Below are 17,652 nucleotides of genomic sequence, written 5' to 3' on the forward strand. Positions count from 1 at the left end.
GGTTGAAGGCCGAGATCACCGCAGATCCGAACATCGGCATGTCGATGTTCGCCGCTTCGCCGACAGCCGCCGGGAAAGACCGACTCCGCAAGGGAATGGCTCTTCACGCTTACGGGCATATTCCCGCTTCACCTCTGTCTGCCGACGGCGGAACGCGCTGTCATGTCCCTACGGATCGCCCGGCACTCGTGGTGCACAGGGAAAGGCAGGATCGATGGGCAAGGTGAGGACCGCGACCGCGGCCATCGCGCTGGCGGCCTGCGGGGTGCTCATGGCCGCAGGCCCGGCCGCGGCGGAAGCGGGATACGACGACATCGCCATGTACAAGCAGGAGAAGACCCAGTGGTGCTGGGTCGCATCCGGTCTGACGATCGCGAGATACCAGGGTTACGGCAGCACGCAGACGGACTTCTGCAACCGGGCCCAGCCCTATTACGGCTGCGACAACAAACCCGCCACCCTGGACGACATGGCGCGGGCCTGGGGCAGCCTCGGCATGGCCCACACCGGCACTGGGCTGAACAGGGCAGCCTCGTTCGACCAGATCCACACCGAGGTCAAGGCCTCCCGTCCGCTGGGCGCGCGCATCGGCTGGACCTCCGGCGGCGGCCACATGAACGTCATCTACGGCTTCGACACCTCGAACACCACCATCGGCGTGGCCGACCCGTGGCCGGACACCACCACCTACACCTGGTGGAACTACAACCACTACGTCAGCAACAACTCGCACCAGTGGACCCACTCCCGGATCGGCATCTCCCGTTGAGGCAGGCGACATGCGCGCAACACCGGCGTTCGGCGGAACAGTGGCATCGCGCCTCTCCCGCCTGACCACCGTCCTGGCACTGAGCGCGTCCGCGCTGCTGTGCGTCACGGGCCCGGCCCACGCGGCCCGGGACCCGCTCCCGGCCGACATCCCGGACTACCAGGCCGCCCTCAGCCTGGTGAAGTCGCCCGCGGTGCTCGAAGCGGTCTGCCGCTTCGTGAGCGTGCCGTTGCCCCGGGGCGAGCTCGGGTCAGCTCAGACGATCCCCGACAACGCCGAGCCGTGCGCGGGACTGCCGACCTTCACGCTCAAGGATCCGGTGGCGGTCCACGAGATCACCCCGGGGTTCGTCGCCGGGACGGCCCCGCCCATCGCCGCCGAGGCGGTCCGGCTGAGCTACCTGGTGTCGTCGCTGCGCATCGCCGTGAACGACCGGCAGGTCACCGTCATGCTCGCCCGCACCGAGGGCGGCTGGCAGCTGGCGGCGGTGCGCGAGGGCGACAGCGACTTCGTCCACGCCGACATGGCCGCGGCGGGGGACCTGGTGTTCACCGAGCCCCAGATCCGCGGCTGGTACCGGTTGAGGCTGCTCACCGTGACTCCGCTCAACGACCAGGCACGGGAAGGCCTGGGCGGCCGGGCGTCGATGTCGCTGAGCGACTACCAGAAGCTGGTGGGTTCCCGCTACGCCGACAAGCTGGCGGGCTCCGAGTACGACACCAAGGGTTACTCCAGCGGCTACGGCACCGCGAGCGGCGAGGCCGACGACGGGTCGTCGCCTGCCCAGCTGGTCCTCGGCGGTTCGACGATGGCGCTCGTCCTCGCAGGCGGCGCCTTCCTCCTCCGTCGCCGTCGCGACACCACCGGCTGATCCCCGTCTGCGCCCCGGTTCCCATCAGGTTGGGGACCGGGGCACAGTCTTGTGCTGATCAGCACCGGCGGCCTGTCACACAGCAGGTCGCCCCGGATCTAGTGGCACGGCGGGTGGCCGTCACGCGATGATCGGCAGGTGATGGGAGAGCGACGCGGTGGTTCGGGTTGGTGGCGGCGGTCCACGAAGCGTGGGTCGGGCGAGCTGTACGCCGAGGCTGTTAAGCAGCTCGACTCGGAGCAGGCCGCGGTGCGTCATGGTGCCCTGCGGGCGCTGGAACGTATCGCGCAGGACAATCCCGACTACCGGCAGATGGTGGTCGATGCCATCTGCGCCTACCTGCGCACTCCCTATTCGGCGCCCGCCGAGGAGCACGGGCATCTGCACGCGCCGCTGTGTCCCGCGGGCGCCGGGTTCGCCGTCCCGGTCGCGGACGCCGCGCCGACCGCGGCGCAGGGGCAACCGCACCAGGAACACGAGGTCCGGCTCACCGCCCAACAGATCCTGCGCGAGCACCTCCACCCGGGTCAGCGGTCCTGGCCGCTGCGCCGTCCTGCGCGGGCCTTCTGGGCCGACATCGACCTCGACCTCACCGGCGCTGTCCTTGTCGACCTCGACCTCAGCGAGTGCGTCATCCGCGACGCCCGGTTCACCGGTGCCACCTTCGCCGGGGTCACCCTGTTCAGGGCAACCGCCTTCACAAGGGATGTCCATTTCACCGAGGCGACCTTCACCACCGTCGTCGAGTTCGACGACGCCACTTTCACCACCGCACGCTTCATCGACGTCAAGTTCGCCAGCGTCGCCGGTTTCGGCAAGGCCACCTTCGCAGGCGCCGCGGACTTCACCAGAGCCACCTTCACCTACAACGCCGCGTTCACCGGGGCCAACTTCACCGGCATCGCCGACTTCACCAGGGCGACCTTCCACAGCAACGCCTGGTTCGGCGCGGTCCCCTTCGCAGGCGACGCGACGTTCACGGCGGCCACCTTCATCGGCAACGCCGGTTTCGGCAGAGCCACCTTCGCAGGCGACGTCGACTTCACCGGCGCGACATTGCCCCCTGCGGGCGAGATCGACCTCAGCGCGCCCTCGTCCTGGACCGACTTCACGGCCACCACGTTCAACAGGGGCGTACCCCCGAAACTCGCGCCCTTCGTCTCACCCCCGCCGGGCGGATCCCTCCCGGACATGGGGCAGTGATTCGGGCATCAGGTGCGAGTGGAGACGCGGCGTGGCTGACAGGCAGCGTCACCGCCTGGCCTTCACTCCAAGGCATAAGCCCGAGTTGGGGTCCTCCAAAGTATTGAGCCGTTGTGGACGGTGATCGCTCCCTCGCACACTGTCGGGGCCTGCGGTGAGCAGGCCACTTCCGAAAGGTGCGAGGCATGACGAACCGGCAGTTGGACGTGCTGGTCAAGGAGATCAAGCGCGTGACGTCGAGGCTGACGTCGGTCCCGGACACGGCGGACTCGGTGGCCGAGGTCCTGCGGGCGAACCTGCCCACCAGCGATCTGCTCACCGAGGAGCAGCTCCGGGGCGATCCCGACACCTACACCCAGCACGTCCTGCACGCCGAGCCGGACGGCCTGTTCTCCATCGTCGCCCTGGTGTGGCGGCCGGGGCAGCGCACGCCGATCCACGACCACCTGTGTTGGTGCGTGGTCGGGGTCGTCGAGGGCGCGGAGTCCGAAGTGGTCTACCGACTCGTCGAGGACGAGAGCGGACAGGCGCTCAAACCGGTGGCCTCCACCCGCAACGCGCGGGGTGACGTGTGCGCCTTCGCCCCGCCCGGCGACATCCACGAGGTGCGCAACATCGGCGCCGAGACGGCCGTGTCACTGCACGTGTACGGGGCGGACATCTCCCGGGTCGGGTCGAGTGTCCGCCGCCGCTACGCGCTGCCGGTGCTGGCGGGCTGATCGTCAGCGGTGCTCGGAAATCATCCGCCGCAGCCGTTCCAGCCCCTCGACGAGTCGCGCGTGCTCCGGTCCGAAGGAGAACCGCGCCCAGGACGCGTAGGCGCTGGGGCCGTGCCGCCTGCCCCCCGGGTTCACGTCGAACACCCGACCCGGGATCGTGACGACGCGGTGGCGCAGCGCGGCGCGGAAGAACGCGTCGCCGTCGGCGATCGCCTCGGGCAGCTCGTCCAGCCGTCCCCACACGTAGAACGTGCCCGCGGGTTCGACGTCCACGCGCACTCCCATCTCGCGCAGTGCCGTGACCGCGGTGTCGCGCTTGCGGGCGAACTCCCGGCGCACGGCCAGGGTCTCCCGCGCCGCGTGGTCGGGGGCAAGCACGTCGAGCGCTGCCCGTTGCGCGACCCGGGACGCGCCGCCGTCGAGGACAGCGCCCACGCGGTCGAGCGCGGCGATGAACCCCACCGGCCCGACCACCCAGCCGAGCCGCCAGCCCGGGTAGCGGAAGTTCTTGGTCAGTCCGTCGATCAGCAGGACCTGGTCGGTCTCCGGGTCCGCCACGTGCGCGGCCGCGCTCACCGGGAGTTCGGCCGGACCCCAGGCGCCGTCCGGGCCGGGCGCGTAGTGGTAGTGGCTGTAGAACTCGTCGATCAGCAGCGTGCAGCCGGTGGCCTTGGCTTTGTCCACGAGCCGCCGCAGCGCTTCGCCCGCCAGCACCGAGCCGGTGGGGTTGCACGGGTTGGACATCAGCAGCACGCTGCCCCCGCAGCGGGTCACCAGGTCATCGAGCGCGGTCTCGTCCAGGACGAACCCGTTGTCCGCCCGCGTGGGGATCGGCACCGGGCTCAGCCGGGCGAGATGCGTGCCGAGCATGTCGCTGTACCCGGCGTAGTCGGGGAACCGGTAGCCGATCGTGCACTCCCCTAGCGCGGCCAGCACCCGGTTCAGCGCGAGCCTGCCGCCCTGCACGATCGCGATGTTCTCGGCGGTGTACTTGCGCGCCGCCCCTGAGCGGTAGGTGCGGTTGTAGTGGTCCGCCACCGCCGCCCGCAGCTCGGGGATTCCGTTGACCGGGCCGTAGGTGCAGTCGCCGGGGTCCAGGTCCACCTGCTTGACCCGCTCCGGCGCGCCGGGCAGGGCGCCGGACTCCGGCTGGCCCTGCCCGAGATTGATCCACTCTGGAGCGTCGGCGCGGAATCCGGCCGCCGCGGCGTCGACGAGCACGGAGGCGACTCCCATCAAGGGGATGTCCCGCAGATGTCCGATGGCGGTCACGATTGTCCTCTCGGCGTGGGTTCGCCCCATGGTCCGGTTCGCCGGGGGAACCTCACAAGACGAGAGGTCCTTTCATGCCGATAAGGACAGGTTATGCTCGTGCGATGATGGACCTGCGCCAGCTCAGCATGTTCCGGGTCGTGGTGGAGCAGGGGTCGTTCTCCGCGGCGGCGCGGGCGCTGCACTGCACCCAGCCCGCGGTCAGCCAGCAGATGAAGGCGCTGGAGCGCAGCGTCGGCGGCCCGCTGTTCATCCGCGTGGGCCGCGGGCTGCGGCTGACCGAGGCGGGAACGGCGTTGTCCCATCACGCCAAGGAGATCCTCGACGGCGCGGCCAGCGCCCACCAGCGGGTGCGGGCCATCGCCGCCAGCGAACTCGACTCGATCCGGCTGTGCGCGTTCCCCAGCGCCAACGCCGCCCTCGTGCCGCGCGCCGCCGCGAAGCTGCGCCAGGACTCCCCCGGCCTGCGGCTGGAACTGCTGGAGCACGAGCCGCCCGACTCCCACCACGCGCTGCGGCGCGCCGAGTGCGACCTCGTGGTCGCCTTCACCTACCCGGCCGCGGACCGGCAGGCCGCCGACGATGGGCTGCTGGAGGTGCCGCTGCTGGACGAACCGCTGATGCTGCTCGTCCCGGCCGACCACCCGATGGCGCGCCGCTCGCCCGCGGTGTTGGCGGAACTGGCCGGGGAGACCTGGATCGCGGGGTGCCCCCGGTGCCGGGACGAGTTCGTGACGGCCTGCGCCGACAGCGGGTTCGAGCCTGCCATCGCCTGCGCGACCGACGACAACCTGGCCATCCAGGCGCTGGTGGCGGCCGGGCTCGGGGTGGCCATGGTGCCCGCGCTGGTGTTGTCGTCCCTGCGGCACCCCGACGTCGTCGCGCTTCCGGTCGATCCCCTGGTGCGCCGCCGGGTCTCGGCCTACACCTGGCCGGACCTGGTCCGGTCGGCGACCATCCGGTCCGTCATCGAGGCGCTGCGCGCGGCCGCGACCCAGCTCCCCGGGATCGGCATGGGCATCCGGGGCCTCACCCCGGCGGGCTGACGTCAGGCGAGCCAGAGGGTCAGCACGCAGGCGACGCCCACGACCAGGACTCCCACCAGAAGCCCCGAGAGCAGCGCCCTTCCCCCGGTGCGGACCAGCGCGCCGACGCGCACCGCGCAGCCCAGGGAGAACATCGCGGCGGCCAGCAGGGCCGTGCACAGCACCTTGGCGACGGCGGCCACCGGGACGGGCACGACGCCGAGGCTGTTGACCACCGCCATCACCAGGAACCCGATGACGAACAGCGGGACCACGGGCGGTTTGCTACCGTCGGCGCCCGATCCGCGCTCCCACAGGCCCATCGCGGTGACCATCGGCGCCAGCAGCACCACCCGGGTCAGCTTGACCACGATCGCGGCCTCGACCGCCACCGCGCCCGCCGGGGCGGCGGCCGCCACCACCTGCCCGACCTCGTGCACCCCGAGCCCGGCCCAGATGCCCAGCTCCACATCGGACAATCCGAGCCAGGACCCGAGCAGGGGAACCGCGGCGATCGCCAGGGTGCCGTACAGGGTGATGAGGGCGATGGCCGTGGCGACATCCGATTCCCTGCGCCTGATCGTGCCCTCCATCGCCGCGATCGCCGACGCGCCGCAGATCGAGGTGCCGGTCGCGAGCAGGATGTTGAGCCCGCGCGGCAACTTCAGCAGGGCACCGACGGCAAGGGAACCGAGAAACCCGACGGCGACCGTGAGCACGACGGCGAGCAGGACGCCCGGCCCCAGGGCGAGCATCCGGGGAACGGCGAGCTGGAGTCCGAGCAGGACGACCCCGGCGCGGAGCAGCTTCCTGCCGCTCCGCGCGACGCCTGCCTGGACCGCCGGGTCGAGCAGTCCGCTCGACGCCGCGGCCACCCCCAGCAGCACCGCCACCGAGAGCGCGCTCAACGCCGGGACCAGAAAGTTGACGCCGTACGCGACGGCCACGGCCACGGCGAGAACGGCCCACGCGCGCACATCCGAACGCGAGATCCGCCTGGTGCCGGCCAGAATTCCCATGTGTTCATCCTCGGAGCAGCCGCTGTCCACCGGCACCCGCTGAGTGCTTGGAGAGTCATAAGCGCCCCTTATGCCGCGGGACCGCGTGAAACGCCGCGGGCCTGGCCCGGCTGACGTGGACAGCCGGGCCAGGCCCGTCTCGGTGGTGGGCTGCCGCCCACGTGCTCTCAGGCGCGCTGCGCGCTTACCGTGTGCACGACGATCTCCGGGTGGTGCTCGATGGTGTTGTGCACCTTGCACCGGTTGCCCGCACGCACGAGTGCGTCCACTTGGGACTGCGTGAGGGTGTTGGGCAGCCGATAGGTGATCGTCAGCGCGCCCATGCGCACCGGCCGGGTCGCGCTCTGCGCGGTGACCCGCACGTCGGCCCCGCTGACGTCGATGCCGTTGGTCTGGGCGTAGTCGACCATCGTGGCCAGCATGCACGCGCCCAGGCCCGCGAGGAACAGCTCGGTGGCCAGCCAGGAGCCCTCCTCCGGGCCCCACTCCGTGGTCAGGCTCGTCCGGCCGTTGTCGACCTCGAACGACAGGGCGCCGGAGTGGCGGACGTCGACGGTGTAGTCACTCATGATTCGGGTCCTTTCAGGACTGGCGGGCCAGGTGCTCGACGGGCAGGTAGGGGTGGTCGTAGCCGAAGTAGGCGGGGCCGACGAGCGCCAGTCCCTCCCGGGTGCGCCACCGGGAGTGGCAGGGCAGTCCGACGACGGTGACGCGGTAGCCGTAGCCCATCGCCTCGGTGGTGACCGGCTCGCCGGTCTCGGCGTCGAGCACGCAGATCAGGTCGGGCACCGAGGCGACCACCCGGCCGTCCCGCGCGGCGACCAGGTGCTCGTTCTGGAACGACAGCGTCAGCGCCGCGCCGTCGTCGGCGCCCGTGCCCGCCAGCACCGCCTCGCCGCGGGCGAAGCCGCCCGTGGTCTTGCGGGCGACGTCGACGACCTTGCCGGTGAACAGCACCACGCCGCCCATCTCCTCGGCCACCGCGCGCGCGGCGTCCCGGTGCTCGGCCCGGCACTCGGTGACCAGCCTGCCCAGCCGGGCCGCGAGTCCCAGGGTGCCGGGCACGAGCGCGGCGCGGGCTGCCTTGCCCGTCATCGGGTAGAGGGCGATGCTGGCCGAACAGCCCATCTCGACGGTCGCCCCGCGCGCCAGGCGCTCGGCCCAGGTGTTGTCGACGGTGTCGAGCACCACCGTGTTGCCCTTCTCGTCGACCATCACCATCGGACTGCACGGGATGCCGTCGAGCGTGGGCAGCACCATCTGCAGCTCGGGGAACGCCCGGCCCATGCCGTCGCCGTCGATGAGCGGCAGCCCGGTGGCGGCGGCGGTCGCGATCGGGGTCATCGAGTTGAGCCCGCCCGCCTCCAGGCAGGCGATGTGGGTCACCGGCCTGCCCAGCGCGCCCTCGATGGCGGCGACCGCGCGGACCAGCTCGTCGCCAGCGGGCGGCTTCTCGACGATGACCGTCGGCGCGCCCATCATGGCGACCGGCAGCACCAGGGCGTCGTCCGGGAGGTCGGACACCGGCACGACGCGCACCGGCCCGATGCGCTCGACGGCCCGCTCGGCCAGCAGCCTGCCCAGGTAGGGGTCCCCGCCGCCGCCCGCGCCGAGGATCGCCGCGCCCTTGGCGATGTCGGCGATGTCCGCCACGTCGATCTTGTTCATCGTGTTCCTCCCAGCACGAGGTCGCCGACGGCCTTGACCCGCACGCGCACGGCGTCGCCGGGCAGGTAGGCCATGGGCAGCTCCTCGACCTCCACGACCCGCACGGTGTCCTCGTCCGCCCCGGCCAGCACCGCCTTGCGCAGCGCCTCGTCCTTGGCCTTGTCGAGGATGTCGCCGCGCGAGCCGTCCGCCGCGGAGAACACCCGGTCCACCTCGCCGCCCACCTGGGCGATCGCGGCCCCGATGGCGTTGGCCACCGCGTAGTTCTCCGGGCGGACCACCTTGTCGAACCCCGGCACGGAGTCGGGCAGCAGCACGCTGCCCCCGCCGACGAGCACCATGGGGATCGGCTCGGCCGAGGTGCGCATGGTGTCGGCCAGCACGCCGACCCGCCGGGCGATGGCGTCCAGACAGCGTCGCACCCGCGCCCGGTCGAGGTGGGCGACCAGGGTGGGGTCGCCGATGTCGGCGAGCCCGCCCGCCACGGCCACGTCGGTCGCGGTCAGGGTGGAGCCGCCGAAGACCAGCCCCTCGGTGTGCAGGCGCAGCCCGACGCTCTCGGGACCGACCACCGACTCCTCGCCGAGGACGACCCGGCTGCCGCCGCCGATGCCGATGGAGACCACGTCGGGCATGCGGAAGTTCGTGCGCACCCCGCCGATGTCCACCTCGGTCGTCGCCGGGCGCGGGAAGCCGCCGACCACGGCGCCGACGTCGGTGGTCGTGCCGCCGATGTCGACCACGACGCAGTCGGACAGCCCGGACAGCAGCGCGGCGCCGCGCATCGAGTTCGTCGGACCGGCGGCGAAGGTGGCCACCGGGTAGCGGCGCACGTACTCGGCGTCCATCAGCGTGCCGTCGTTCTGCGACAGGTACAGCGGCGCCTCGATGCCCACCTTCACCAGCGCGGCGTGGAAGGCCCCGGTGATGCGGTCGGCCACGGGCAGCAGGCTGGCGTTGACGATCGTGGCGTTCTCGCGCTCCAGCAGGCCGACCCGGCCGACCTCGTGGGACAGCGAGATCCGCAGCCACGGGACCTGCGCGCGCAGGATCTCCGCCGCGGCCAGCTCCATCTCCTGGTTGACCGGCGAGAAGATCGAGGTGATCGCCACCGAGTCGACTCCGCAGGCCACGATGTCCTCGGCGACCCGCTTGAGCTCGTCGGGGTCGAGCGGGGAGATCTCCCGCCCGTCGAACTCGTGGCCGCCGTGGCAGAGGTGCACGTGCTCGCCGATGGCCGAGCGCAGCCGGGCGGGCCACCCGGTCAGCGGCGGGATGCCCGCGGCGGCGGGCAGGCCGAGCCGGACCACCGCCGTCGCGGCCAGGCCGCTGGCCTGGATCACCGCGTTGGTGAAGTGGGTGGTCCCGATCGCGACCACGTCGATGTCGCCCGGCGCGAACGGGTGCGCCTCGGCCAGCCCGTCGAGCGCGTCGCGGATGCCGGTGGTGACGTCCTGGGTCGTCGCCGTCTTGATGGTGGCCAGCACGCGGTCGCCCGCCATGAGCACGGCGTCGGTGTTGGTCCCGCCTACGTCGATGCCGATGTGCATGTCGATTACCTCACTCCGTCGCGGGCGCGGGGACGCCCGCGGCCTTGGTGTCGCTCAGGGGGGTGGACCGGCGGACGTAGCCGAGCTTGCCGATCACGGCGTAGACCGCGAACCCGACGGCGAGCGAGTTGACCGCCGGGATGCCCGCGGTGACGAAGTGGCCGACCGCGGCGGCGGCGATCCACGCGATCAGGCTCGCGGGCACCCAGTCGGGGGCGTGGTCGGGCAGCGCGCCGCGGGCGCGGGACTCGTCGAGGTCGCCGCGCCAGGCGCGGACCACGAAGTACTCGGCGATCATGATCCCGGCGACCGGCGGGATCAGCACGCCGATGAGCATCAGCATCGGCACGAACGAGCTGAGGATGCCCGCCGCGGACAGCACCGCCCCGATCCCGCCGACGACCAGGGTGACCGTCGCCCGGCCCAGTCGCCGCCTGAAGAGCACGTCGATCACGTTGACCAGGCCGAGCGACGACGAGTACAGGTTCCAGTCGTTGATCTTCAGGATGGACGCGACCAGGACGACCGTGCCGATCACGCCGCTGGCGCCGGTGATGATCATGACCACGTCGCTGGTCTTGGCCGCCTGCGCCAGCAGCACGCCGATCAGGCCGACCACGTACTCCCCGAGCGTGACCCCGACCAACGTCTGCTTGACGACGTCGCCGACCGAGCGGTTGAAGCGGGTCATGTCCGGGGTCATCACCGCGCCCACGATGAACCCGCCCGCCACGATGGTCGCGCCCGCTGCCAGCGACAGCGGCTCGCCCGGCGGCGGCGCGCTGACCAGCTCGCCGATGCTGTGCCGCGACAGCTCCGCGATCACCGAGATCGCGGCCAGCACCAGGAACGCGGGCACCGTGACGTAGGCCGTCCACGCCATCGACCCGAAGCCGAACACCACGATGGCGGTCACCGCGGCGCCGCCGAGCAGCGCCCACGCCCACACCGGCAGCCCGCCCGCGAGCGAGTGCAGGCCCTCGGCGAACACGGCGTTCTGCACCCCGAACCAGCCGATGAGGCTCAGCGCGATGATGGCGCCGATGACCGCGCTCCCCTTGCTGCCGAACCCGCACCAGCGCGCCAGCACCGATGTGGACAGACCTTCGCGCATCCCCGCGACGCCGATGAGGATCGTGACGATCTCCAGGAGGACGGAACCGAGGGTGATCGCGAGAACCGCGTCCCAGAAGCTCATCCCGAGGCCGAGGGTGGCGCCGAGCAGGAACTGCGCGAGCGCGGACAGCTGGCCGAAGCGCTGGGTGGCCACCGAGAACCAGGAGTAGCGGGCGGACGCCGGGACGCGTTCGAGCGCGTAGTCGTCGTGGTCGGGTGACCGTTCGGCGGTGGGGGGTGGGCTGGCCACGACGACCTCCAAGGCTGTGACGGGTGGCACATGGCGTGTCATCGGGAAGGTTATGAGGGTCCATAAGAGCGACCTAGAGGCGATTTGCTACCTCTATCGGCCTAGACAGTGCACTCTGCTGTCCCCGTATGGTTTGCCCATGCACCTCCGATCGGGTGACGCCGCCGATCTCGCCGTCGGGTGCACCCTGCTCGGGTCCGGGGGCGGCGGGGCGGTCACCGCGGGCCAACTGCTGCTGGCCGCGACCCTCGCCGCGCGCGGGCCCCTCCCCCTCGTCGCCGCGGCCGAGCTGGAGCCGACGGCGCGGGTCGCCTGCGTCGGCGCGGTGGGCTCGCCGACGGTGATGCGGGAGCGGCCCGCCGGAGTGGACGAGTTCGTCGCGGCGGTGCGCGCCCTCGAACGGCACACCGGGCACCGGTTCGACGCCCTCCAGCCGCTGGAGATCGGCGGCGTCAACGGCCTGTTGGGACCGATGGTGGCCGCGGCGACCGGCCTGCCCCTGGTGGACGGCGACGCCATGGGCCGCGCCTACCCCCGGCTGGACCACACCGTGCTGCAGGGCATCGTGCCCGCCACGCCGCTCGCGCTCGCCGACCCCGGCGGCCGGTTGCTGATCATGCAGGACGCGCCGCGCCAGTCTGTCGAGCCCGTGGTGCGCGCCGTGTTGCCCGCGCTCGGCGCGTGGGCGGCGATCTGCCTGCACAGCGGGACAGCGGCGGACTACGCGGGCGCGGCGGTCGGCGGGTCGGTGAGCCGCGCGCTCACCCTCGGGCGCGCCCTGGCCCGGCGCTCCCGCGACGACGGCGCGGACTTCCTCGCCGCGGCAGGCGCCGCGGTGCTGGCCGAGGGGACGGTCGACGAGGTCAGGCGCGGCAGGCCGGGCTCGGGCGACGGCGGCGTGGCCACCGTCCGCCTCGCCGGTGACCCGCTGGGCAGCCTGCGGCTCGACTTCGCCGACGAGTACATGGCGGCCATCGTCGACGGGGCGCCGGTGGTGACCGCGCCCGACATCATCGGCCTGCTCGACGCGCGGACGTGGGCGCCGATCACCGTCGAGCGGCTGGCCACCCAGCAGCGGGTCCGGCTCGTGCGGCTGCCCGCGCCCGAGGAGCTGCGCGACCGCCAGGCGCGCCGCCCCGACTTCGGCCTGGCCGCCTACGGCATGGCCCCGGTCCGCCCCGAGGAGGTCGGATGAGGATCGACCTGGTGCGCGTGCGCGACCTGCTCGCGCTCGACGCCCTCGACGGCGCGGACGTCATCGGCGGCTGCGCCGGGATCGACGCCGTCGTCCGCGACGTCGTGATCGCCGAGCCGGGGACCGCGCTGACCGTCCCGCTGCCCCGGGCCGCCGCCGTCGTGTTCGACCTCTACGCGGGCGGCGGTCCCCTGCACCGCGAACACCTGCTCGACCTGCTGCTGCGGCGGGCCCAACACGCCCAGGCCAGCGCGCTGCTGGTGCTGGGCGTGCGCGACGTCGCCTCGGCCACCCACCGGCTGGCCGACAAGGGGCGCGTCGTCACCGCGCGCGTCCCGGCGGACCGGACCGCGCTCTCCGTCGCCGTGGACCTGAGCACGGCCGTCCACGCGTCGGAGGTCGCCCAGAACCGCGTCCTGCTCGCCCTCGCCGCCCGCCTGCGCGTCCCGTCGCCGGACCTGTCGGCGATCCTGCGCGCGGTGGGCACGACCCTCAAGGCTGCCGTGTGGGCCTGCACCGCCGCCGGGGTCGTGGAGGGCGAGGACGCGCCGAGGACGCCGATGCGGGAGATCACCACCACCCGCGCGCTGACCTCCTACCGCACCGACGGCACCAGCGCCGCCGTGCTGCCGGTCAACGGCCTCGGCGTCGCCCCCGCCCTGTGGCTGGTGGCCGAACGCGCCGACGCGGGGCCGCTGTGGGTCGACACCGCCGAACGCGCACTGGCCCTCGCGCACGGCCCCACCGTCGCCTGGCTCGCGCGCGAGCAGCTGGCCGCCGAACGCGATGTGCGGCTGCGCGGCACCCTGCTCACCGAGATCCTGGAACACCGGGACGCGGTCTCGGTCACGGTCAAGGAGCAGGCGGCGATGGCCGGGCTCAGCCTCAGCGGCTGGCACATCGGCGTGCACCTGAGGTTCGCCGGGAAGACCCCGCCGTCGGCGTTCGCCCTGAGCGCCCTCATCCGCGACCTGGAGGCCGCGGGCGTGCCGGTCGGCCCGTTCCTGGAGCGCTCCGACGGCTGGTCCACCTGGGCCACCACGCAGGCCCCGCCGCCGAGCGAGCGGATCCGCGACCTCGAACGGGTGCTGACCAAGGCGCTCACCGCCTTCGCCGAGAACGGCGCGCCGGACGCCATCGCGGCGGGGCTGGGCTCGCCGCAGCGCGACATCGGCGGGATCGCGACCACGCTCGGCGAGGCCCGCCAGGCCGCGCTCATCGCCGCCTCCGACGACGAACCGCTCGCCGTGCGCGTGGTGCAGGACCTGGGCGCGTCCCGCCTCCTGCTCGCGCTGTACTCCTCCGGCCCGTTCCGCGAACACGCCAACGAACTCGTCCGCCCGATCACCGACGCGGGCGGCGCGACGCTGCTGAACACCGTGAAGGTCTACCTGGACAACGCCTGCTCGGCCACGGCGACCAGCCGCGCCCTCAAGATCCACCGCAACACCGTGGCCACCCGGATCGCCCGGGTCGAGCAGATCCTCGGCGCGTCCCTGGACCACTCGCACACCCGCCTGGCCCTCCAACTGGCGATCGGCACCGCCAAGGCCTGGCCCGCCGACTCCACCGCATGAGCCCGGTAGCGGGTTGCGACGCTCAGCAGGGCCGCTGACCGACGGGGCCCGGTCGGAACCGTCGCGCGAACAGCGGCGCCCCAGCGCTACGCCCTGCCCGCTCAGCTATGGCGTGGTGCCCGGTTCGTCGCGCGGGACGCCGAGGGTGAGCAGGGCAACGTCGTCGTCGAGGCCCTCACCGAACTCCTCGAGCAGGTCGACCAGGGCGGTGATCAACGCGGGGGCGCTGATCGGGGCGAGGGCGTGGACGTGGTCGAGCAGGGCGGTCTCGTCGTAACGGCGCCCGGGGCCGGTGTCGCGGCCGGTGCGGGCCTCGATGAGGCCGTCGGTGTAGAGCAGCAGGGTGTCGCCGGGGCGCAGCCGCATCGTGGCGGTGGTGAAGCGGGCGTGGGTGAGGGCGCCGACGAGTTGGCCGCCGGGGGTGTCGATGAAGCGGGCGGCGCCGTCGGCCCCGACCAGCAGAGCAGGCGGGTGACCGCCCGCGGCCAGGGTGACCGCGGCCCCGTCGTGGGTGGTGGTGAGCGAGCCGTAGATCACGGTGCAGAACCGCGGGGTCTCGCCTGCGAACTCCTGGCCGAGGACGGTGTTGAGGTTGGTCAGCACGGCGACCGGGTCGTCGTCGTAGGCGGCGGCCGCGCGCAGGGTGTACCGGGTCAGCGAGGTCACGGCGGCGGCGTCGGCGCCCTTGCCGCACACGTCGCCGAGGAAGAACCCCCAGCGGTCCGCGGCGAGCGGGAACAGGTCGTAGAAGTCGCCGCCGACCTGGTCGGGCGAGGCATGGTGGTAGTGGGCGGCGACAGCCATGCCGGGCACGTCCGGCAGGCGCGGCGGAAGCAGGGTGCGCTGCAGGGTGGTGGCCAACTGCTGGACCTGGTCGCGCTCGCGGTCGGCCTGCTGCCGCGCGCGCAGCAGCTCCTGCTCGTAGGCGCGGCGGTCGCGCGCGTCGAACACCGTGGCGCGGATCAGCAGCGGCGCGCCGTCGGCCCCGGTCTTCACCATCGCGCTGACCAGCACCGGCAGCCGGGACCCGTCCGCGGCCACCAGCTCCAGGGCGATCCCGCTGATCGAGCCCTGCATCCGCAGCAGCGGGGCGAAGTGCGTCTCGTGATAGATCCGGCCGCCGACGGTGAGCAGGTCGGCGAAGCGGGCGACGCCCACCAGCTCCTCGCGGGAGCGGCCCAGCCAGCCGAGCAGCGTGGCGTTGATCCTCGCTATCCGCCCGTCGAGCATGGTGGACAGGTATCCGCACGGCGCGTTCTCGTACAGGTCCTCGGCGCTGTCCTCCAGCAACGCCGAGAACCGGGCCGCCGCCTCATCCGCGGCGCCGCCGCGGTCGGGGCCGCAGCCGTTCTGACACATCATGTGGTCACGGCCGCGAACGAGGCGATCGCCTCGGTCGTGGCCTCCGGGGCGCTCAGCTGCGGGCAGTGCCCGGTCGCGTCGAGGGTGACCAGCCTCGCCCCCGGGACCCGGGCCTGGACGTACGCGCCCACCTCGCGCGGGGCGATCGCGTCCTGGACGCACTCGATCACCAGGGTCGGCACCCGCACCGACTCCAGATCCGCCCGGTTGTCGGAGAGGAACGTCGTGCGCGCGAACACCCGGGCGATGGCCGGGTCGGTGCGGCAGAAGCTGTTGGTCAGTTCCTGCCCCAGCTCCGGCCGGTCGGGATTGCCCATGATCATCGGGGCGATCTGCGCCGACCAGCCCAGGTAGTTGCTCTCCAACGACGCCAGCAACTCGTCGATGTCGGCGGGGCTGAACCCACCCCGGTAGTCCCCGTCGTCGATATAGCGCGGGGAGGGCGTCAACAGCACCAACCGCGCGATCCGCGCCGGGTCCTCGATCGCGGCGAGGACACCGATCATCGCGCTCACCGAATGCCCGACGAACACCACGTCGTCGAGGTCCAATTCCCGGCAGATCTCCAGCACGTCCTCGGCATAGGCGTCCAACCGCGAATAGCGGTCCGCGTCCCACGCCGACAGATCCGAGCCTCCCGCGCCCACGTGGTCGAACAGCACGACCCGGAAATCCCGGGCCAAAGCGGGCGCCACCAGCCGCCACATGTTCTGGTCACACCCGAAACCATGGGCCAGCATCACCACCGGCGCACCGACCCGCCCGGTGACCACCACGTTGTTCCTCACCCGGGCGCTCATCACCCCATCCTGCCCCGCCTTCTCATCACACGCTGGCGCTGGCCGTGACCTGGAGCTGCCACAGCGAACCCGGTGTCGGCTCCCGCAGGCGTGGTCACCGCGACTCGACCGCGCGGGCCGCCGCCCGGCTCCGCGATCCGGAGTTCGGCTAGGGCTGGGGTTCGGCTTCGGGTTCCCCGTCGTCCGCGGTGGGTTCCGCGGGTGGGACCGTGTCCGGGAACTGCGCGCGCAGCTCGTCGTAGATCGGCGTGTGGACGCTCACGGCGAAACCATCCCCTCGTTGGCGACGCCGGGGACTTCCCCACCGGGCGGGGTTCGTAAACATCCGGATCGGGGTGGGCGGTCAGGCAGGCCAGCCCCAGCGGAAGCCGTAGCAGCCCGGGCCGAAGTTGAGGGCGACGCCGTGCACCGAGCAGCCCGCGTCGAGGGTGGCGGGTCTGCTGTCCTCGATGTCGCGGTCGTCACGGGTGTACTGCTCGCAGAACCCGGGCGGGTGGGCCGGGTCGAAGGTCACCTCCAGGACGAACTCGCGCACCGGCAGCCGGAACTTGCGCTCGTAGTTGCCGTCGACCGGCCCGGGCGGGATGTTCACCAGCTCGTGCTCGGTGATCAGAGTCTCGCCGCGGGCGAGCGGGCGGTCGAACAGCAGCTCCGCCACCACCAGACCCGCGTCCCGGTCCTCGCCGACCCGGCCGAGCGCGCAGTTGCGCACCGGCCGGACCAGCGGGACCGGGTAGCCCGGCTCGTCGGTGTGCATGATCACCACCCAGCGGTCCGGGCCGTCGGCCTCCGCGCGCAGCACCTGCCGGGACAGGCAGGACAGCGCGCCGCCCTCCGGGCCGACCCACACCCGGTCGTGCTGGCTGATCCGGGTCAGCCGCTCGTCCCAGCTGGTGTCGATCCCGTCGAGCGCGTCCTCCACCGAGGCCGGGTCGGGCCAGAGCGCGCCGATCGCGGGCAGCCCGCTGGAGACGTAGCGCCAGTGCCCGCGCGGCCGCGCCGGACCCAGCAGCGCGGCGAGCGCGCCCTCCGGCACCTCCAGCACCTCCTCCAGGTGCCGCAGCGCCAGCAGCGACTCCCGCCGCTCGGGGCGGCAGCGGCCGGACTGCCAGTAGCTCAGCGTCGCCATGCTGACGCTGACGCCGCGCTGCCGCAGCCGCTCCCTGAGGCGCTCCAGCCCCAGGCCGCGTGCGGCGATGGCCGCACGCAGCGCGGCGGGGAAGGAACCGCTGCGAAGATCCTGTTCGGCTGGCATG

At 72.5% G+C, this 17,652-nt stretch carries 16 protein-coding genes; 7 read left to right on the forward strand and 9 right to left on the reverse strand.

All coding sequences use genetic code 11. The features are described from left to right. The first annotated feature begins 214 nt into the window (after positions 1-214). The 4 genes from IEY98_RS11685 to IEY98_RS11700 all read left to right on the forward strand — a co-directional run bounded on the left by IEY98_RS11685 (position 215) and on the right by IEY98_RS11700 (position 3,562). A complete protein-coding gene (locus IEY98_RS11685) occupies positions 215-769 on the forward strand; it encodes a papain-like cysteine protease family protein (protein WP_189210453.1) in 555 nt (184 codons plus the stop codon). 10 nt (positions 770-779) lie between these two features. Continuing rightward, positions 780-1,640, forward strand: coding sequence for a hypothetical protein (locus IEY98_RS11690; RefSeq protein ID WP_189210454.1), 861 nt, complete (start codon positions 780-782; stop codon positions 1,638-1,640). A gap of 249 nt (positions 1,641-1,889) precedes the next feature. Next, the gene (locus IEY98_RS11695; RefSeq protein WP_189210455.1) at positions 1,890-2,843 is read left to right on the forward strand and encodes a pentapeptide repeat-containing protein; all 954 of its coding nucleotides are present in this window, start codon (positions 1,890-1,892) and stop codon (positions 2,841-2,843) included. 185 nt (positions 2,844-3,028) lie between these two features. Beyond that, positions 3,029-3,562 carry a cysteine dioxygenase family protein gene (locus IEY98_RS11700; protein ID WP_189210456.1) on the forward strand — a complete coding sequence of 178 codons (534 nt, stop codon included), beginning with the start codon at positions 3,029-3,031 and terminating at the stop codon, positions 3,560-3,562. 3 nt (positions 3,563-3,565) lie between these two features. On the opposite strand, the gene IEY98_RS11705 is transcribed toward IEY98_RS11700, so the two are convergent. Then, positions 3,566-4,834, reverse strand: coding sequence for a pyridoxal phosphate-dependent aminotransferase (locus IEY98_RS11705; RefSeq protein WP_189210457.1), 1,269 nt, complete (start codon positions 4,832-4,834; stop codon positions 3,566-3,568). A gap of 104 nt (positions 4,835-4,938) precedes the next feature. Between IEY98_RS11705 and IEY98_RS11710 the strand changes: the two genes are divergently transcribed. Then, positions 4,939-5,880, forward strand: coding sequence for a LysR family transcriptional regulator (locus IEY98_RS11710; RefSeq protein ID WP_229786831.1), 942 nt, complete (start codon positions 4,939-4,941; stop codon positions 5,878-5,880). A gap of 2 nt (positions 5,881-5,882) precedes the next feature. Here IEY98_RS11710 and IEY98_RS11715 read toward each other — a convergent pair whose 3' ends face one another. From IEY98_RS11715 to IEY98_RS11735, 5 genes are all read right to left on the reverse strand, one after another. Beyond that, positions 5,883-6,878 (reverse strand): YeiH family protein, encoded by a 996-nt coding sequence (locus IEY98_RS11715; RefSeq protein WP_189210458.1) that lies wholly within the window; start codon positions 6,876-6,878, stop codon positions 5,883-5,885. A 167-nt stretch (positions 6,879-7,045) separates the two neighbouring features. Next, complete coding sequence (locus IEY98_RS11720) at positions 7,046-7,447, reverse strand: OsmC family protein (protein WP_189210459.1); 402 nt, start codon at positions 7,445-7,447, stop codon at positions 7,046-7,048. Between the two features lie 13 nt (positions 7,448-7,460). Next, complete coding sequence (locus IEY98_RS11725; protein WP_189210460.1) at positions 7,461-8,546, reverse strand: S-methyl thiohydantoin desulfurase family protein; 1,086 nt, start codon at positions 8,544-8,546, stop codon at positions 7,461-7,463. Then, on the reverse strand, positions 8,543-10,096 hold the full coding sequence (locus tag IEY98_RS11730) for a hydantoinase/oxoprolinase N-terminal domain-containing protein (RefSeq protein WP_189210461.1): 1,554 nt from the start codon (positions 10,094-10,096) through the stop codon (positions 8,543-8,545). The genes IEY98_RS11725 and IEY98_RS11730 overlap by 4 nt, the downstream gene beginning before the upstream one ends. A 10-nt stretch (positions 10,097-10,106) precedes the next feature. After that, positions 10,107-11,462 (reverse strand): purine-cytosine permease family protein, encoded by a 1,356-nt coding sequence (locus IEY98_RS11735; protein ID WP_229786832.1) that lies wholly within the window; start codon positions 11,460-11,462, stop codon positions 10,107-10,109. A gap of 139 nt (positions 11,463-11,601) precedes the next feature. Here IEY98_RS11735 and IEY98_RS11740 point away from each other — a divergent pair, with 139 nt between their 5' ends. Together IEY98_RS11740 and IEY98_RS11745 are read left to right on the forward strand one after the other, a co-directional pair. Beyond that, positions 11,602-12,657: an S-methyl thiohydantoin desulfurase family protein gene (locus IEY98_RS11740; RefSeq protein ID WP_189210463.1), complete on the forward strand. Its 1,056-nt coding sequence runs from the start codon at positions 11,602-11,604 to the stop codon at positions 12,655-12,657. Beyond that, positions 12,654-14,234, forward strand: coding sequence for a PucR family transcriptional regulator (locus tag IEY98_RS11745; RefSeq protein WP_189210464.1), 1,581 nt, complete (start codon positions 12,654-12,656; stop codon positions 14,232-14,234). The genes IEY98_RS11740 and IEY98_RS11745 overlap by 4 nt, the downstream gene beginning before the upstream one ends. A 105-nt stretch (positions 14,235-14,339) precedes the next feature. Here the strand turns inward: IEY98_RS11745 and IEY98_RS11750 are convergent, their stop codons facing one another. From IEY98_RS11750 to IEY98_RS11760, 3 genes are all read right to left on the reverse strand, one after another. After that, positions 14,340-15,596, reverse strand: coding sequence for a PP2C family protein-serine/threonine phosphatase (locus tag IEY98_RS11750; protein ID WP_229786833.1), 1,257 nt, complete (start codon positions 15,594-15,596; stop codon positions 14,340-14,342). Continuing rightward, on the reverse strand, positions 15,593-16,396 hold the full coding sequence (locus IEY98_RS11755) for an alpha/beta fold hydrolase (RefSeq protein ID WP_189210465.1): 804 nt from the start codon (positions 16,394-16,396) through the stop codon (positions 15,593-15,595). Before IEY98_RS11755 ends, IEY98_RS11750 begins: the two co-directional genes overlap by 4 nt. 343 nt (positions 16,397-16,739) lie before the next feature. Next, positions 16,740-17,651, reverse strand: a complete 912-nt coding sequence (locus IEY98_RS11760; RefSeq protein ID WP_189210466.1) for an XRE family transcriptional regulator — start codon at positions 17,649-17,651, stop codon at positions 16,740-16,742. Position 17,652 lies beyond the last annotated feature (1 nt).

This window comes from Actinokineospora fastidiosa (assembly GCF_014648415.1).
GTDB lineage: Bacteria > Actinomycetota > Actinomycetes > Mycobacteriales > Pseudonocardiaceae > Actinokineospora > Actinokineospora fastidiosa.

Bases quoted from the DNA above. Each gene is read 5' to 3' on its own strand.
- IEY98_RS11720 (WP_189210459.1), bottom strand. From the start codon at position 7,447: ATGAGTGACTACACCGTCGACGTCCGCCACTCCGGCGCCCTGTCGTTC.
- IEY98_RS11745 (WP_189210464.1), top strand. From the start codon at position 12,654: ATGAGGATCGACCTGGTGCGCGTGCGCGACCTGCTCGCGCTCGACGCC.
- IEY98_RS11690 (WP_189210454.1), top strand. From the start codon at position 780: ATGCGCGCAACACCGGCGTTCGGCGGAACAGTGGCATCGCGCCTCTCC.
- IEY98_RS11755 (WP_189210465.1), bottom strand. From the start codon at position 16,396: ATGAGCGCCCGGGTGAGGAACAACGTGGTGGTCACCGGGCGGGTCGGT.
- IEY98_RS11760 (WP_189210466.1), bottom strand. From the start codon at position 17,651: ATGCCAGCCGAACAGGATCTTCGCAGCGGTTCCTTCCCCGCCGCGCTG.
- IEY98_RS11710 (WP_229786831.1), top strand. From the start codon at position 4,939: ATGATGGACCTGCGCCAGCTCAGCATGTTCCGGGTCGTGGTGGAGCAG.
- IEY98_RS11730 (WP_189210461.1), bottom strand. From the start codon at position 10,096: ATGCACATCGGCATCGACGTAGGCGGGACCAACACCGACGCCGTGCTC.
- IEY98_RS11715 (WP_189210458.1), bottom strand. From the start codon at position 6,878: ATGGGAATTCTGGCCGGCACCAGGCGGATCTCGCGTTCGGATGTGCGC.
- IEY98_RS11700 (WP_189210456.1), top strand. From the start codon at position 3,029: ATGACGAACCGGCAGTTGGACGTGCTGGTCAAGGAGATCAAGCGCGTG.
- IEY98_RS11685 (WP_189210453.1), top strand. From the start codon at position 215: ATGGGCAAGGTGAGGACCGCGACCGCGGCCATCGCGCTGGCGGCCTGC.
- IEY98_RS11750 (WP_229786833.1), bottom strand. From the start codon at position 15,596: ATGATGTGTCAGAACGGCTGCGGCCCCGACCGCGGCGGCGCCGCGGAT.
- IEY98_RS11725 (WP_189210460.1), bottom strand. From the start codon at position 8,546: ATGAACAAGATCGACGTGGCGGACATCGCCGACATCGCCAAGGGCGCG.
- IEY98_RS11740 (WP_189210463.1), top strand. From the start codon at position 11,602: ATGCACCTCCGATCGGGTGACGCCGCCGATCTCGCCGTCGGGTGCACC.